Below are 14,099 nucleotides of genomic sequence, written 5' to 3' on the forward strand. Positions count from 1 at the left end.
CGAACCTACTTACTGTAAGCGAGCCACTTTCTTCGGGAAGCCGAAGCGCCCGCTCGGAGTTTACAATGTTCAAAACAGCACTCAGATACGTCGTAGACAGCGACGACGGCACCAAAACGTTACTCGTCGGCGGGCTACTCACCCTGTTCTCGTGGCTCCTGATTCCGGCGGTGTTCGTCGCGGGCTACCTCCAGCGCGTCCTCGCCCGGACGAACGCCGAGGAACCCGCGCCGTCGTTCGACGACTGGGGCGACCTGTTCGCCGAGGGCCTCAAGGCCATCGTGGTCACGCTGGCGTACTTCGCGCTCCCGGTCGTCCTGCTGACCGCGGTGGCGGCGAGTCTGGTCGTCTTCTCGGTCGAGACGACGGTCGTGGAGTCCGACGCGGGCCTCCCGACCGACCCCGCGACGGTCGCCGAACCCGTCACGAACGTCGGTCCCGACCTCCTGAGCGTGGTCGTGGTCTTCGGCGGTCTCGCACTCGCCGGGCTGACCGCGCTCGTCGCGTGGTACGTCCTGCCCGCCGCGCTCGCCCGCCTCGCGGTCGAGGGTCGGCTCGGCGCGGCGTTCCAGTTCCGACCGCTCTGGCGCGTCGTCACTACGAACTCCTACGCGACCGGCTGGCTGGTCGCGCTGGTCGTCCTCGTGGTCGGCGGGGCGCTGGTCGGCGCTCTCGCCTCGATACCCTTCGTCGGGTGGGTGCTGATTCCGTTCGCGACGTTCTACCTCGACGCCGTCGCCTTCGCGCTCTACGGACAGGGGTACCGCGAGGCGACCCCGACCGACCGCCGAGAGACCGTCGGCGGAAGCGAGCGAGCGACCGCCTGAAGTCCGAGGTCGATGCTCCCGAACCTCCGTCCGCGTTCGAGTCTCCGTCCGCTCCCGAGTTCTCGTCCGCTCTCTCCGCTTCCTGTTCTCACGGGCGAGTAGCCAGACCTAACTTCCCGCGTTCGAAGTTCCGTGCATGCTCAGCGAGGCGCTCGTCTACCCGGTTCGCGGCGAGGACCGCGAGGAGACCCTGCTCGTCGGCGCGATTCTCGTCGTCACGCTCGGACTCCTCGCGCGACTCGGCGTCCTCGCGGTCCTCTCGCTCGTCCCCGCCGTCCTGCTGGCCGGCTACGCCCAGTCGGTGTTTCGGGCCACCGTCGAGTCGTCCGGCGCGTCCGCGGCGTCCGCGGACGCGCCGCCCCGATTCGGGAACGTCCGCACGCTGGCGGCCGACGGCCTGCGCGCGGTCGTCGTCGCGGTCGGCTACCTCTCGGTCCCCGCGACGGTCCTCGTCCTGACGGTCGGCGGCGCGAGCGCGGGCGGACGACCCGAGTCGTTCGGGACCACGCTGTTCGTCTTCGGCGCGGGCACGGTCGTCCTCTTCCTCTCGCTCGGGTTCGCCTACCTCCTGCCCGCGGCGCTGGCCGGGGTCGCCCGGACCCGGACCCTCGGCGCGGCGCTCGACCGCGGGCGACTCGTCCGGAGCGCGCGGAGCGGCGGTTACTTCGTCGCCTTGGTCGCGGCGGTCGTCACGAGCGTCGTCTTCGCCGTCGCGCTCGGATCGCTGGCCGCGTTCGGGCGGCCGGGCGAGGTGGCGGCGCTCGCCGGCGGCTTCTACGCGCTGGTCGTGGTCGCGCGGCTGGTGGGTCGCGGGGTCGCTTGACCGCTCTCCACGGTCGTACGCGAAGACTTATCGGAACGACGACCGTTCGTTGAGGACACTCGTGGACTGGCTCCGATACCCGCTGTCGGGCGAGACGCCCGCTCGGACGCTGGCCGTCGGCGCGGCGCTGAGTGCGCTCGGTGTACTGATACTTCCCGCGCTCGTCGTCACCGGCTACTACGGCCGGGTCCTCGACCGGAGTTCCCGCGGCGCGGACGCTCCGTCGTTCGAGTCCGTCGGCGACCTGCTCGCGTCCGGGTTTCGGACGTGGGCGGTCCTCGCCGGGTATCTGCTCGTCGGCGTGGTCGCGGTCGCCGTTCTCGGGGTCATCACGCTCGTGCTAGGCGGGGCGAACACCGGCCTCGGCGCCGCGTTCGGTGCGCTGGTAATCGGCGCGCTGTTGGTCACGGCGGTCGGGCTACTGGCGTTCCCCGCGTGGTACTTCGTGCCCGCCGCGTTGACTCGCGTCGCCCGCGAGCAGTCTATCAGGGCCGGATTCGAACTGCGGGCCGTCTGGCGGGTCATCTCCGACCGGCGGTACTTCGCGAGGTGGCTCGCCGGCTTCGGCGCGTTCGCGGGTGGGTCGGTGGGGTACGCGGGTCTCAGCGCGCTGGACGTCGGCGTGCCGCTGGTCGGGCACGTCCTCGGAACCGGACTCAACTTCTACTCCGGGGTCGTGGCCGTCCACTTGTGGGGCCGGGGGTACGCGGCCGCGAGCGACGAGTCGGCGGTCGCGGACTCTCCGGCCACCGACTCTCCGGCCGCCGACTCCGCGCCCGATTCGACCGCCGACCGCGCAGACGACCGAGAGCCGGGCCGGTCTGCGGAGTGGGGTGCGGACGCCGCGCGCTGGCGGGAGCGCCGCCGCGAGGGCGGCGAGTAGCGCGACGGAGAGTAGCGCGGCGGCTTCTACGCGCTGGTCGTGGTCGCGCGGCTGGTGGGTCGGGGTATCGCGGGGTGAGGTTACGCCGACCCGAGAACGTCGAAACGGCCTCTCGTCGTCGGAGACGGAGTACGAAAACTTAAGTAACGGATGTGTCAATTCAGGGCATGACAGAACGCTCGACCGGCGACTTGCTGACGCGGGGACTCTCGTTCCCGATGTCCGACGACGACTGGCTCGTGACCAACCTCATCGGGGGCGGCCTGTTGCTGTTCTCGTTCCTCCTGCTCCCGATGTTGGCGGTTCAGGGGTTCCTCGTGGAGGTGATGAGCGAGGCGCTCGGCGAGGACGACGACATCCCCGAGTGGGGCGACTTCGGCTTCGGCGTCATGATGACGGGCCTGAAGTCGCTCGTCCTCGGGTTCCTCTACCTGCTCGTGCCGACCGCGGCGTTCGTCGCGTTCTTCCTGCTCGGCATCGGTGCCGGTACCGCCTCGGGCAGTCAGGACCTCGCGGGACTGTTCACCGCGGGCGGCGGACTCCTCTTCCTCGTACTGTTGCTCGCGTTCGGCTACGTCGCCCCCGCGGCGCAGGTGAACTTTGCGCGCGAGCGGACCATCGGCGCGGGCTTCGACTTCGACACCATCTTCGAGGTGGCAACCAGTTCCGAGTACGTCGTGGGCTGGGTGCTGGCGTTCATAATCATCGCGGTCCAAGGGCTGGTCGCCAACCTCATCTCGCTGACTATCGTCGGCATCCTCTTCCTGCCGTGGGTGTACTTCTTCTTCAGCGTGTCCACGTTCTACATCTACGGACGCTCGTTCGCCAACGCGTTGGACCTCGACTCGGAGTCGCCCGAGGGCCGCGGTCGGACCCCCGAGACCCGGACCGACGACGGCCTGACCGACGACGACACTCGGATGATAAGCTGACAGGGCACCCCGAATAGCAGGACACTTACCTCCAACGCACGCACGAAACGGTATGCGAATCACGAGCAGAGAACCCGCCGAGGGCCGCCGAGAGCGCATCGCGCTCGTCCCCGAGACCCTCGACGACCTCTGGCATCTCACCTACGTCCTCGAACCCGGTGACTTCGTGGCCGCCGACACGACCCGGCGCATCCAGCGCAACGACGACCAGATGCGTGACACCGGCGGCGAGCGCGAACACATGCACGTCACCTTGGAAGTCGAGGACACCGAGTTCCACAAGTTCTCGAACCGCCTGCGCATCAGCGGCGTCATCGAGAGCGCCTCCCGCGAGGACCAACTCGGCCAGCACCACACCGTCAACGTCGAGGAGAACAAGGAACTGACGATAGAGAAGGTCTGGAAGACCGACCAACTCGACCGCCTCGAAGAGGCCGAGGAAGCCACCGAGAACGCCGACGTCGCCATCGTCACCGTCGAGGAGGGGAAGGCCCACATCCACACGGTCGCCCAGTACGGCACCGAAGAGCGCGCCGAGTTCACGGGCACGACCGGGAAGGGCGAGTTCGCCCGCGGCCGGGACGAACTGTTCGCGGAACTGACCGGCGCGCTCGAACGACTCGACGTGGACGCCATCATCCTCGCCGGGCCGGGGTTCACCAAGCAGGACGCGCTCGACTACGTCGAGGAGAACGCTCGGGACCTGACCGAGAAGATCACCACCGTGGACACCAGCGCGGTCGGCGACCGAGGCGTCCACGAGGTCCTCAAGCGCGGCGCGGTCGAAGAGGTCCAGAAGGACACCCGTATCGCCCAGGAGGCCGAACTCATCGACGAACTCACCAAGCGCATCGGCGAGGGCGTGAAGGTCGCCTACGGTGCCGAGCAGGTCGAGAAGGCCGCCGACTTCGGAGCCATCGAACACCTCCTGCTTCTGGACGAGCGCCTGCGCGAGGAGCGGGGTGCCGACGGCGAGTGGGCGTTCGACGTGAACGAACTCATCAGGACGACCGAGCAGAAGGGCGGCGACGTGACGGTCTTCTCCAGCGAGTTCGCGCCGGGCGACCAACTCGCGGGCTTCGGGGGCATCGCCGCACTCTTGCGCTATCGGCTCGAATAGGACGCCATGCTGGACGTGGAACGCTGGCTGGACTACGTGTTCTTCGCGGGGCTGGAAATCTCGATGCTGTCGATTCCGGCGCTCGTCCTCCTGCTCGCGGCCGAACCGCCGGGTCCCATCGCGCTCGCCGCGCTGACCGCCATCGGGGTCTCGACCTGCGCGGCCGGGACCTTCCGCGGACCGTGGGTGGACCTCGGCGAGTGGCCTGCGCCGGGCGACCTTCACACGATGCCGGTCCGGTCGGCCTACTACAGCGCGACCGTCGCGGCCGCGACCTACGCCGGGGCCGCCGCCCACGTCGCTTCGGGCGTCGGCCTCGCCGGAATCGCCGTCTCGACACTCGTCTCCGTCGTCGGGATGGCCGCGCTCCCCCGCGCCGTCGGCCGGTTCCGGACGCTGGCCTACCGGTTCGGAACGCCGGAGCCGTGAGTCGGCGCGCGCCGGGACCCCGACCGCTCGCGCTCGACCGACCTTCCGACTCTGACGACCAACCCGATCACCGCGTATCGAGCATCTCCAAACGGAACCACGTCCCCCGGATGAACGAACAGGGACCTTCAAGGCCGTCCGGAAGAATTCACCCGATATGATAGTCGAGGGGACCGTCCTCCGCGGGCCGGACTTCGAACCCATCGAGGGCCGAGTCGTGGTCGAGGACGGCGAAATCGCCGCGGTAGAGGAAGCGTCCGTCGATTCTTCCCAAATCGTCCTGCCAGCGTTCGTCAACGCTCACACACACATCGGCGACTCCATCGCCAAGGAGGCCGGCGGCGGCCTGAGTTTGGACGAACTCGTCGCGCCGCCCGACGGCCTGAAACACCGCCTCCTCCGGGCGGCCTCGCGCGAGGAGAAGGTCGAAGCGATGCGTCGCTCGATTCGATTCATGCAGACGACCGGCACCGCGTCGTTCCTCGAATTCCGCGAGGGCGGCGTCGAGGGCGTCTACGCGCTCCGGGAGGCCGCGGAGGGTCTCGGCGTCGAACCGTTCATCTTGGGCCGCGAGACCGTCGAGGCGATGGAGGCCGCCGAGGGGTTCGGCGCGAGCGGGGCGCGCGACGGCGAGTTCTCGCGCGAGCGCAACGCCACCGCCGAGGCGGGCAAGCTCTTCGGCATCCACGCGGGCGAGCGCGACGCCTCGGACGTGAACCCCGCGCTCGACTTGGACCCCGACTTCCTCGTCCACATGGTCCACCCCGAACCGCTCCACCTCGACCGACTGGCGGACAGCGCCATCCCGGTCGTGGTCTGCCCGCGCTCGAACCTCGTGACCGACGTCGGCGTGCCGCCCATCGCGGAACTCGCCGACCGGACGACGGTCGCGCTCGGCACCGACAACGTGATGCTCAACTCGCCGTCGATGTTCCGCGAGATGGAGTTCGCCGCGAAACTGGCCGACGTGAGCGCGCGCGAGGTCCTCCGGATGGCGACGCTCAACGGCGCGCGCATCGCGGGGCTGGACTGCGGAGTCATCGAGGAGGGCCGCGCCGGAAAACTGCTCGTCCTCGACGGCGACTCGGACAACCTCGCCGGCGCGCAGGACGTGGTGCGCGCGGTCGTCCGCCGCGCCGGAGCGAGCGACGTGGCCGACGTGATTCTGTAGCTCGACAATAATTTCGTTTCTTCGAGACTGATTTTCGTTTCGTAGCAGTGGCTCCGTATTTCTCAGGCCGGCGTCCGCACTGCGTCCGCGACTGCGGACGCGGCGCACGCTCGTCGGGAGAGACCGCGGAGCGCGCTCGGTGTGACAGACTCCGGAACGTGCTCGATGCCACCGACCACGAACGGCGCCCCGGTCGTGGCGAGGATTTAACATCTCTCGGCGACCACCGTCGAGAGATGGCCAGCCCGACCGAAGCGATAAGCGCCCTCGTCGTGATCGAGTTCGTCGTGATGAGCGCGATACTGCTACTGTTGGTTCCCTTCGAGGCCGCTGCCCCGGTGGTCCCGCTCCTGCTGTTCTTCGTGGTCGTACTCTACCTCTATCGCTCGTGAGCGGTTCGGCGCGCGCCGCTACTCGGCGCGCGCCGCCGCCCACGGAGCGTTCACGACTGTCGCTCGTACCAGCGCCACCACTTCGGGTTCGAGTTCTTCAGGTGGACCTTCAGACTGAAGTACGACGCGGGAACGAGGAGAACGACGGCGGCGGCCACGACGAACGACGTGAACTCGGTGAGGTATCCGACGCCGACGAGCAGGAAGACGGTTCCGGCGAGGAGCGCGAGCAAGCACTCGTCGGGCCGTCCGTCCGCGTACTTCTGCCACGCCAAGAGCTGGAGCGCGACTCCGAAGAACGCGTAGACCGGCCCCTCCCACTCCATGCGAATATCGTAGTACTCCAACACGTCCCGGAGGAAGAGCGTTTCGCCGAGAGAGCGAGTCCACCGACGCTTCCCGAGACCGAACGCGAACTCGCACTCACCGTCTCCTCACTCGCCCCGCCACTTTAACCCGCTCCGCGTAGACGCTTCTCCGCATGAGCGTCAGTTTCGACTTCGGTGACGACGTGGCACTCGTGACAGGCGCGAGCGGCGCGCTCGGGAGCGCGGTCTGCGAGGCGTTCGCCGACGCGGGCGCGACGGTCGCCGCGGCCGACGTGGTGGCACCCGACGACGAGGACGCCCGCCTCGACGCCGACCGCGAGCGAATCGACTTCTACGAGGGCGACTTCACCGACGAGGCGGGCGTGAAGGAGGTCGTCTCCGAAATCGCGGACGACCACGGCGGTCTCGACTACCTCGCCAACGTCGCGGGGACGTGGCGCGGGGGCACGCCCGTCGCGGAGACCGACGCCGAGACGTTCGACCTCCTCTTCGACGTGAACCTCAAGACGGCGTTCCTCGCCAGCAAGCACGCGCTTCCGCACCTCCGCGAAGCCGACGGCTCGATAGTGAGCGTCAGCGCGCGCTCGTCGCTCGAAGGCGGCGAGGGCGACGCGCTCTACCGGGCGTCGAAGGCGGGCGTCCGCCTGCTCACCGAGAGCATCGCCGAGGAGGAGAAGGGCGAGGTACGCGCCAACGCGGTGATGCCGAGCGTCATCGACACGCCCGCGAACCGCGAGACGATGCCCGACGCCGACCACGAGAAGTGGGTGCAACCGGCCGACATCGCGGCGACGGTCCTCGTCCTCTGCTCGGACGCGACCCCCGTCACCAGCGGCGCAGCGGTGCCGGTGTACGGCGAAGCCTGAGGATTTATCAGGTCGCCGTCGATGCCCTCGGTATGGACGGACGGCTCTCCGACGTTGCGGGCGGGATGGTCCCCGACGGCACGCGCGGCCGGGTCCTGCTCGCGGTACTCGTCGTCGCCTCGCTCGCCAGTCTTGGCGTCGTCGGCTACCGCCTCGCGGACCCCGGCGCGCACGCCGACCACGACCTCGACTTCGGCGAGTCGCCCGACGAAATCGCGTTCGACGCGCTCTCGCAACTCGACCACCGCGACTACGCCGTCGAGTGGCGGATTCCGCTCGCGCCCGACGATGCGGGCGAGTCGGGAGACGACGCGGACGCCGAGTCGTCCGCATCGCACGACTACCGGGTCTTCCTGAGCGCCGCGGTCGAGGGGTCACAGAATCGGATTCGCACGCAGTCCGGCGGTACCGTGCTGTTCGCCGACGAGACCTGTCGCTGGTCGGTGCGGTCGCGCGCGCCCGAGACCGACGGTCCCGACCGGTGTGACCCCGACCGCCGGCTGACCTCGTTCTACGGTCTCCCGGCCGATTGGAGCGCCGTCCGCCGACCGGACGCGAACGTCTCGGTCGTCCGCGAGAACGACAGTACGCTGGTCCTGCGCGTGAACGACACCGACGCGGCGTACTACCTCCAGACCGGGACCCGGAAGATAACCGACGGCGCGTTCGCCCGCGAGCGGGGACTCCGCGCGAACCTCACGCTCGTCGTGGACAAGGAGGGAGGCCACCTCCGACGCCTCGTCTTCGGTCAGTCCGCGCTCTCGCAGACCGATGGCGAGAACCGGACCCGCGAACACGGCAGAACCGTCTACGCGTTCTCGAAGTGGAACCGAGTCACCGTCGAGCGCCCCGATTGGGCGGGTTACTCGCTCCAGGAGTTCCTCGTGGACGCGACGCGCTGACCGACGCCCGCCGCGACGCGTCCGAGACCGGTCGCCAACAGATAGAGCCACGCGACCTCGGCGAGACTCGCGGCCAGCAGACAGCCGACGAGAGCGACGAACAGCGCGACGCCCTGCTGGCCCGACTCGACGGCGGTCAGGAGCGCGAACGCCGGGAACAGGCCCGCGACGAACGGCGCGTACAGCACCGCTAGGAGCGACCAGACTGCTGGGTCGGCGGTCGTCTGTCCCGCGAACAGCGGTCTGGCGAGCGCGAGCGCGACGCCGACCACCGGCACGAGGGCCGCCAGCGTCCGTCCGGAGGGCGCGAAGACGGCCCGTCCGACTCGCCAGTCGAGCGCGCGCTCTATCGCCTCGCCGAGGAGCCACGACGCCAGCGCCGCGAAGCAGACCGCGGCGGCCAGCGCGAGCAGGTAGCCCGCGAGCGTCAGCGGAAGCCCCGCGCCGTAGCAGTCCTCGCACCCCGTGCGAGCGTACCAGTCGAGGCCGCCGGCCGCGGGCAGGCCGACCGTGAGGAAGAACGGGAGACCGCGTCGGAGGTGGTCGTCCATCGCTCGGTCCGTCTCGGGCGGCGACCAAGAACGTACCGGAGCGCCGCGAGACCGGCGCTCGGACGCGCTGTGACTCTATTCGACGTTCGTCAAATTCCGACTCGCTCCGGCGGACGTGTCAGCAAGAAATTGGTAAAAATCGCCCGCCCGCTCCCGAATCGTTCCGTTTATATCTGGGCCTTTGAAAGCTACCCTCACACATGGCAGAACGAGAGACGTGGACGAGTCGCATCGGATTCATCTTCGCCGCCGTCGGGAGCGCGGTCGGTCTCGGGAACATCTGGTCGTTCCCGTTCCAGACCGCCGCGAACGGCGGCGCGGCGTTCCTCGTCGTCTACCTGTTGGCGGTCTTCCTCATCGGTTTCCCGACGATGATGGTCGAGTTCGTCATCGGTCGGCGCGGCGAGAGCAACCCCGTGGCCGCGTTCGAGAAACTCGGCTACGGCAACTGGTCGTTCACCGGCGGCCTCGGCGTGTTCTCCTCGCTGGTGACGCTGTCGTTCTACAGCGTCGTCGGCGGGTGGGTCCTCAGCTACATCGCCGGTAGCGTCACGGGCGGGTACTTCGGCGACGCCGGAGCGTACTTCGGTTCCGTCGCCTCCGGTCCCGTCGCCATCGGCGCACACCTCGTCTTCATGGCGATTACCATCGGTATCGTCGCGTCGGGCGTCACCGACGGCATCGAGCGCGCGACGAAGGTCATGATTCCCGCGATTCTGGTTCTGCTGGTCGGACTCGCCGCGTGGGCGACCACGCTGGAGGGCGCCACCGCGGGCTACGAGTACTACCTCTCGCCGGACTTCGGCGTCATCGCCAGCAACTTCGGCTCCATCGTCCCGCCCGCGATGGGTCAGGCGTTCTTCACCCTCTCGCTCGGGTTCAGCGTGATGATAGCCTACTCGTCGTACCTCGGGCGCGACGACAGTCTCCCGGCGGACGGCGGCGCTATCGTCGTCGTGAATACGCTGGTCGCGCTACTGGCCGGGTTCGTCGTCTTCCCCATCCTGTTCGCCACGGGCGGCGCGGAAGGCGCTGGCGGCGGTGCTGGCACTGCCTTCATCGCGCTGGCTGGCGCGTTCGGCAACCTCCCGGCGGGCGGCGTCATCGGCTTCGTCTTCTTCGCCGTCCTGCTGTTCGCGGCCCTCTCCAGTTCCATCAGTCTGCTGGAGGTGCCGGTGTCGTACGTCACCGAGAACTACGGCGTCGGCCGACGCACGACCGCCCTGGCGATGGGCGCGGCCATCGCGGTCATCGGCCTGCCCGCGACGTTCGGCACGACGTGGCTCGACTTCTACAACGACGTGGTGTTCAACCTCCTGCTTCCCATCTCGGTGTTCCTGCTGGCCATCTTCGTCGGCTGGGTCGCCGACCGCGAGGCCATCGACGAACTCGGTCGCGGCTCGTCCATCGGCTCGTCGTTCACCACGGCGTGGCTCTGGTGGGTTCGCATCGTCGTCCCGACCGTCGTCCTCATGACGCTCTGGCTCGGTCTCGAAACGCTCTACGAGGGTCTCACCACCGGGGGCTACTTCTAAACGAGAGTCTGCCGCTCCGGACACCCCGGACGCCCGCGAACGACTCCGGACGTCTCCGGACGCTCCGGACTTCCGCGAACTTCCGCCGATCGTTTTTCTTCGAGACCGCACGCTCGTAGCGACGGCACGGCCCACCGCCGGTTACGATTCGTAGATTCGAGAGCGAATCTCGCGCTCGAATCTACGGATTTTCACCGGCACCCGACGTATCGGGCGTCCGTCACTCGAAATTATCACGAAAATACGGACAGAAACCGTCTTGAATCCCAACTTACGATTCTAAACTCGAAAGGCTCTTTGGGGTGGCATGGAGACTGCGTAGCAATGACACGCGAATCGTGGCACACCCGCCTCGGCTTCATCCTCGCCGCGGTCGGGAGCGCCGTCGGACTCGGTAACGTCTGGCGCTTCCCGTGGATGACCGCCGAGAACGGCGGGAGCGCCTTTCTGGTCGTGTATCTCGGTATCGTCCTGTTGGTCGGCGTCCCCGGACTCCTCGCGGAGTTCGTCATCGGGCGACGCTCTCAGCGCAATCCGGCGGGCGCGCTCTACCGACTCTCGTCGGGGTCGAAATCGTGGCGCGCGGTCGGCCTGTTCGGCGTCGTGACCGCCCTCGTTCTGCTGTCGTTCTACAGCGTCGTCGGCGGGTGGATTCTCCGGTACTTCCTCGCCAGTTTCACGGGGTCGTACTTCGGGTCGCCGGGCGCGTACTTCGGGAGCATCGACTTCGGGGTTCAGGCGGTCGGGTTCCACGTCGGGTTCCTCGCGCTGACCGCGCTGGTCGTGGTCGGCGGGGTCCGCGACGGCATCGAGAAGGCGACGAAAGTGATGATGCCCGCCATCGTCGTCCTGCTGGTCGCGCTGGCGGCGTGGGCGGTCACGCGGCCCGGAGCAGGCGCGGGCCTGTCGTTCTACCTCGACTTCGACGCGGCCTACCTCCGCGCGAACTTCTTCGACGTGCTGGGCGCGGCGGCCGGACAGGCGCTGTTCACCCTCTCGCTCGGCGTCGGCACGATGATAACCTACGCCTCGTATCTCGGTGACGACAACAACCTCGTCTTCGACGGGAGCGCCATCGCGGTCCTCAACACCGGCGTCGGTGTCCTCGCGGGCCTGGTCGTCTTCCCGCTGCTGTTCGCCACGTTCGGCGAGTTGACGGGACCGGCGGCCACCGGCGGCGGTCCCGGCGCGCTGTTCGTGAGTCTCGCCGGCGCGTTCTCGCAGGTCCCACTCGGGCAACCGCTCGCGGTGCTGTTCTTCGGCGTCATCGTCCTCGCGGCGCTCTCCTCGTCCATCAGCATGCTCGAAATTCCGGTCGCCTATCTCGTGGACGAACACGGCGTCGAGCGCCGGAGCGCGACGCTCGGTCTCGCGGGTCTCGTCCTCGTGACCGGGAGCGCCAACGCGCTCCGGCCGTCGCTGTTCACCTTCGTCTCCGGGACGCTCGTGAACCTGATGCTGACCGCGGGACTCACCGGCTTCCTCGTCTTCGTCGGGTGGGTCCTCGGCGCGGACGCCCTCTCGGAGTACTCCTCGGGCGCGGGGTCGCGCGTCCAATCGCTCGGCCCGGCGTGGCTCTGGTCGGTCCGGACGGTTCTGCCCCTCTTCCTCGTAGCCACGCTCGCGGTGAACCTGCTCGCGCTCGCCGGAATCTCGCCGGCCGCGCTGGTCGGCGCACTGGTGGGGTAGGCCGGCGACTTCCTTCCGTTCGCTCCGGCGGTTTAGGAACGTTTTTCCGCTCCGTGGTCCTCAAATCGGCCAATGAGTAGCCATCGGAGGGACCCGACATGACGATGGAAGACAAGATCGAGGAGCTCCGCGAGTTGCGCGAAGAGGCCCTGCAGGGTGGCGGCGAGGACCGCATCGAGGCCCAGCACGACAAGGGCAAGATGACCGCGCGCGAGCGCATCGACTACTTCCTCGACGACGGCACCTTCAACGAGTTCGACCAGCTTCGAACGCACCGGAGCCACAACTTCGGTATGGAGGAAAAGCAGGTCAAAGGCGACGGCGTGGTGACGGGCTACGGCGAGGTCAACGGCCGGAAGACGTTCGTCTTCGCCCACGACTTCACCGTCTTCGGCGGGTCGCTCGGCGAGGTGTTCGCCGAGAAGGTCTGTAAAGTGATGGACAAGGCCATGGAGGTCGGCGCGCCCGTCATCGGGCTGAACGACTCGGCCGGCGCGCGGATTCAGGAGGGCGTCACCTCGCTCGCTGGCTACGCCGAAATCTTCCGACGCAACACCGAGGCCTCGGGCGTCATCCCGCAGATTTCGGCCATCATGGGTCCGTGCGCCGGCGGCGCGGTCTACTCGCCCGCTATCACGGACTTCATCTTCATGGTGGAGGACACCAGCCACATGTTCATCACCGGCCCGGACGTCATCGAGACGGTCACGGGCGAGGAGGTCACGTTCGAGGAGTTGGGCGGCGCGAAGACCCACGAATCGACCTCCGGGGTCGCGCACTTCTCCGAGAAGAGCGAGGAGGAGGCGCTGGACGACATCCGCCGACTGCTGTCGTACGTGCCCCAGAACAACGTCGAGGACCCGCCCCGCGTCGAACCGTGGGACGACCCCGAGCGCCGCGACGAGGAACTCACCGACATCGTCCCCGACCAGCCGAAGAAGCCCTACGACATGACGCGGGTCATCGACGGCGTGGTGGACGAAGACTCGTTCTTCGAGGTGCAAGAGGGCTACGCGAAGAACATCGTCGTCGGCTTCGCGCGACTCGACGGGCGCTCGGTCGGCATCGTCGCCAACCAGCCCCGCGTCAACGCCGGGACGCTCGACATCAAGTCCTCCGAGAAGGGCGCCCGGTTCGTCCGGTTCTGCGACTCGTTCAACATCCCCATCCTGACGTTCGTGGACGTGCCCGGCTTCATGCCCGGCACGGACCAGGAACACGGCGGCATCATCCGCCACGGCGCGAAACTGCTCTACGCCTACTCCGAGGCGACGGTCCCGCTGATGACCGTCATCACCCGGAAGGCCTACGGCGGGGCCTACGACGTGATGGCCTCGAAGCACATCGGCGCGGACGTGAACTACGCGTGGCCGACCGCCGAAATCGCGGTGATGGGACCGCAGGGCGCGGTCAACATCCTTTACGACGACGAACTGGACGAGGCCGAGGACACCGAGGCCCGCCGCGACGAACTCATCGACGAGTACCGCGACCAGTTCGCCAACCCCTACACCGCCGCGGACCGCGGGTTCGTGGACGACGTGCTGGAACCGCCCGAGACTCGCCCGCGCCTCATCGACGACCTCGAAATGCTGTCGAGCAAGCGCGACGAACTGCCCGACAAGAAGCACGGCAACATCCCGCTCTGAC

At 68.1% G+C, this 14,099-nt stretch carries 15 protein-coding genes; 13 read left to right on the forward strand and 2 right to left on the reverse strand.

The window, feature by feature from the left end:
* Positions 1-65: 65 nt before the first annotated feature.
* The 8 genes from M0R88_RS00800 (at position 66) to M0R88_RS00835 (ending at position 6,577) form a co-directional block, all read left to right on the forward strand.
* Positions 66-827 (forward strand): DUF4013 domain-containing protein, encoded by a 762-nt coding sequence (locus tag M0R88_RS00800; RefSeq protein WP_248655066.1) that lies wholly within the window; start codon positions 66-68, stop codon positions 825-827.
* Positions 828-963: 136 nt separating this feature from the next.
* Positions 964-1,650: a DUF4013 domain-containing protein gene (locus tag M0R88_RS00805; RefSeq protein ID WP_248655067.1), complete on the forward strand. Its 687-nt coding sequence runs from the start codon at positions 964-966 to the stop codon at positions 1,648-1,650.
* A gap of 61 nt (positions 1,651-1,711) precedes the next feature.
* Complete coding sequence (locus tag M0R88_RS00810) at positions 1,712-2,533, forward strand: DUF4013 domain-containing protein (RefSeq protein WP_248655068.1); 822 nt, start codon at positions 1,712-1,714, stop codon at positions 2,531-2,533.
* A 167-nt stretch (positions 2,534-2,700) separates the two neighbouring features.
* On the forward strand, positions 2,701-3,465 hold the full coding sequence (locus M0R88_RS00815; RefSeq protein ID WP_248655069.1) for a DUF4013 domain-containing protein: 765 nt from the start codon (positions 2,701-2,703) through the stop codon (positions 3,463-3,465).
* A 52-nt stretch (positions 3,466-3,517) separates the two neighbouring features.
* Entirely contained in the window at positions 3,518-4,585 is a 1,068-nt protein-coding gene (locus M0R88_RS00820) for an mRNA surveillance protein pelota (protein ID WP_248655070.1), read from the forward strand.
* A gap of 6 nt (positions 4,586-4,591) precedes the next feature.
* The gene (locus M0R88_RS00825) at positions 4,592-5,014 is read left to right on the forward strand and encodes a DUF8215 family protein (RefSeq protein WP_248655071.1); all 423 of its coding nucleotides are present in this window, start codon (positions 4,592-4,594) and stop codon (positions 5,012-5,014) included.
* Between the two features lie 157 nt (positions 5,015-5,171).
* A complete protein-coding gene (locus M0R88_RS00830) occupies positions 5,172-6,185 on the forward strand; it encodes an amidohydrolase family protein (protein WP_248655072.1) in 1,014 nt (337 codons plus the stop codon).
* 236 nt (positions 6,186-6,421) lie between these two features.
* Positions 6,422-6,577 carry a hypothetical protein gene (locus tag M0R88_RS00835; protein WP_248655073.1) on the forward strand — a complete coding sequence of 52 codons (156 nt, stop codon included), beginning with the start codon at positions 6,422-6,424 and terminating at the stop codon, positions 6,575-6,577.
* A gap of 50 nt (positions 6,578-6,627) precedes the next feature.
* Here the strand turns inward: M0R88_RS00835 and M0R88_RS00840 are convergent, their stop codons facing one another.
* Positions 6,628-6,924 (reverse strand): hypothetical protein, encoded by a 297-nt coding sequence (locus M0R88_RS00840; RefSeq protein WP_248655074.1) that lies wholly within the window; start codon positions 6,922-6,924, stop codon positions 6,628-6,630.
* A gap of 134 nt (positions 6,925-7,058) precedes the next feature.
* Between M0R88_RS00840 and M0R88_RS00845 the strand changes: the two genes are divergently transcribed.
* On the forward strand, positions 7,059-7,772 hold the full coding sequence (locus M0R88_RS00845) for an SDR family oxidoreductase (protein WP_248655075.1): 714 nt from the start codon (positions 7,059-7,061) through the stop codon (positions 7,770-7,772).
* A 32-nt stretch (positions 7,773-7,804) separates the two neighbouring features.
* A complete protein-coding gene (locus tag M0R88_RS00850; RefSeq protein WP_248655076.1) occupies positions 7,805-8,674 on the forward strand; it encodes a hypothetical protein in 870 nt (289 codons plus the stop codon).
* On the opposite strand, the gene M0R88_RS00855 is transcribed toward M0R88_RS00850, so the two are convergent.
* A complete protein-coding gene (locus tag M0R88_RS00855) occupies positions 8,635-9,225 on the reverse strand; it encodes a hypothetical protein (RefSeq protein ID WP_248655077.1) in 591 nt (196 codons plus the stop codon). The genes M0R88_RS00850 and M0R88_RS00855 overlap by 40 nt on opposite strands.
* A 200-nt stretch (positions 9,226-9,425) precedes the next feature.
* Between M0R88_RS00855 and M0R88_RS00860 the strand changes: the two genes are divergently transcribed.
* From M0R88_RS00860 to M0R88_RS00870, 3 genes are all read left to right on the forward strand, one after another.
* Positions 9,426-10,760, forward strand: coding sequence for a sodium-dependent transporter (locus tag M0R88_RS00860; RefSeq protein ID WP_248655078.1), 1,335 nt, complete (start codon positions 9,426-9,428; stop codon positions 10,758-10,760).
* Positions 10,761-11,084: 324 nt separating this feature from the next.
* On the forward strand, positions 11,085-12,449 hold the full coding sequence (locus M0R88_RS00865) for a sodium-dependent transporter (protein WP_248655079.1): 1,365 nt from the start codon (positions 11,085-11,087) through the stop codon (positions 12,447-12,449).
* A 104-nt stretch (positions 12,450-12,553) separates the two neighbouring features.
* Positions 12,554-14,098: an acyl-CoA carboxylase subunit beta gene (locus M0R88_RS00870; RefSeq protein WP_368409404.1), complete on the forward strand. Its 1,545-nt coding sequence runs from the start codon at positions 12,554-12,556 to the stop codon at positions 14,096-14,098.
* The last annotated feature ends 1 nt before the right edge of the window (position 14,099 follow it).

Source organism: Halorussus gelatinilyticus (genome assembly GCF_023238445.1).
In the GTDB taxonomy this organism is placed as follows: domain Archaea; phylum Halobacteriota; class Halobacteria; order Halobacteriales; family Haladaptataceae; genus Halorussus; species Halorussus gelatinilyticus.

Excerpts from the sequence above, each read along its gene's own strand:
- M0R88_RS00800 (WP_248655066.1), top strand. The coding sequence starts at position 66 with ATGTTCAAAACAGCACTCAGATACGTCGTAGACAGCGACGACGGCACC.
- M0R88_RS00805 (WP_248655067.1), top strand. The coding sequence starts at position 964 with ATGCTCAGCGAGGCGCTCGTCTACCCGGTTCGCGGCGAGGACCGCGAG.
- M0R88_RS00815 (WP_248655069.1), top strand. The coding sequence starts at position 2,701 with ATGACAGAACGCTCGACCGGCGACTTGCTGACGCGGGGACTCTCGTTC.
- M0R88_RS00820 (WP_248655070.1), top strand. The coding sequence starts at position 3,518 with ATGCGAATCACGAGCAGAGAACCCGCCGAGGGCCGCCGAGAGCGCATC.
- M0R88_RS00825 (WP_248655071.1), top strand. The coding sequence starts at position 4,592 with ATGCTGGACGTGGAACGCTGGCTGGACTACGTGTTCTTCGCGGGGCTG.
- M0R88_RS00830 (WP_248655072.1), top strand. The coding sequence starts at position 5,172 with ATGATAGTCGAGGGGACCGTCCTCCGCGGGCCGGACTTCGAACCCATC.
- M0R88_RS00835 (WP_248655073.1), top strand. The coding sequence starts at position 6,422 with ATGGCCAGCCCGACCGAAGCGATAAGCGCCCTCGTCGTGATCGAGTTC.
- M0R88_RS00845 (WP_248655075.1), top strand. The coding sequence starts at position 7,059 with ATGAGCGTCAGTTTCGACTTCGGTGACGACGTGGCACTCGTGACAGGC.
- M0R88_RS00850 (WP_248655076.1), top strand. The coding sequence starts at position 7,805 with ATGGACGGACGGCTCTCCGACGTTGCGGGCGGGATGGTCCCCGACGGC.
- M0R88_RS00855 (WP_248655077.1), bottom strand. The coding sequence starts at position 9,225 with ATGGACGACCACCTCCGACGCGGTCTCCCGTTCTTCCTCACGGTCGGC.
- M0R88_RS00860 (WP_248655078.1), top strand. The coding sequence starts at position 9,426 with ATGGCAGAACGAGAGACGTGGACGAGTCGCATCGGATTCATCTTCGCC.
- M0R88_RS00865 (WP_248655079.1), top strand. The coding sequence starts at position 11,085 with ATGACACGCGAATCGTGGCACACCCGCCTCGGCTTCATCCTCGCCGCG.
- M0R88_RS00870 (WP_368409404.1), top strand. The coding sequence starts at position 12,554 with ATGGAAGACAAGATCGAGGAGCTCCGCGAGTTGCGCGAAGAGGCCCTG.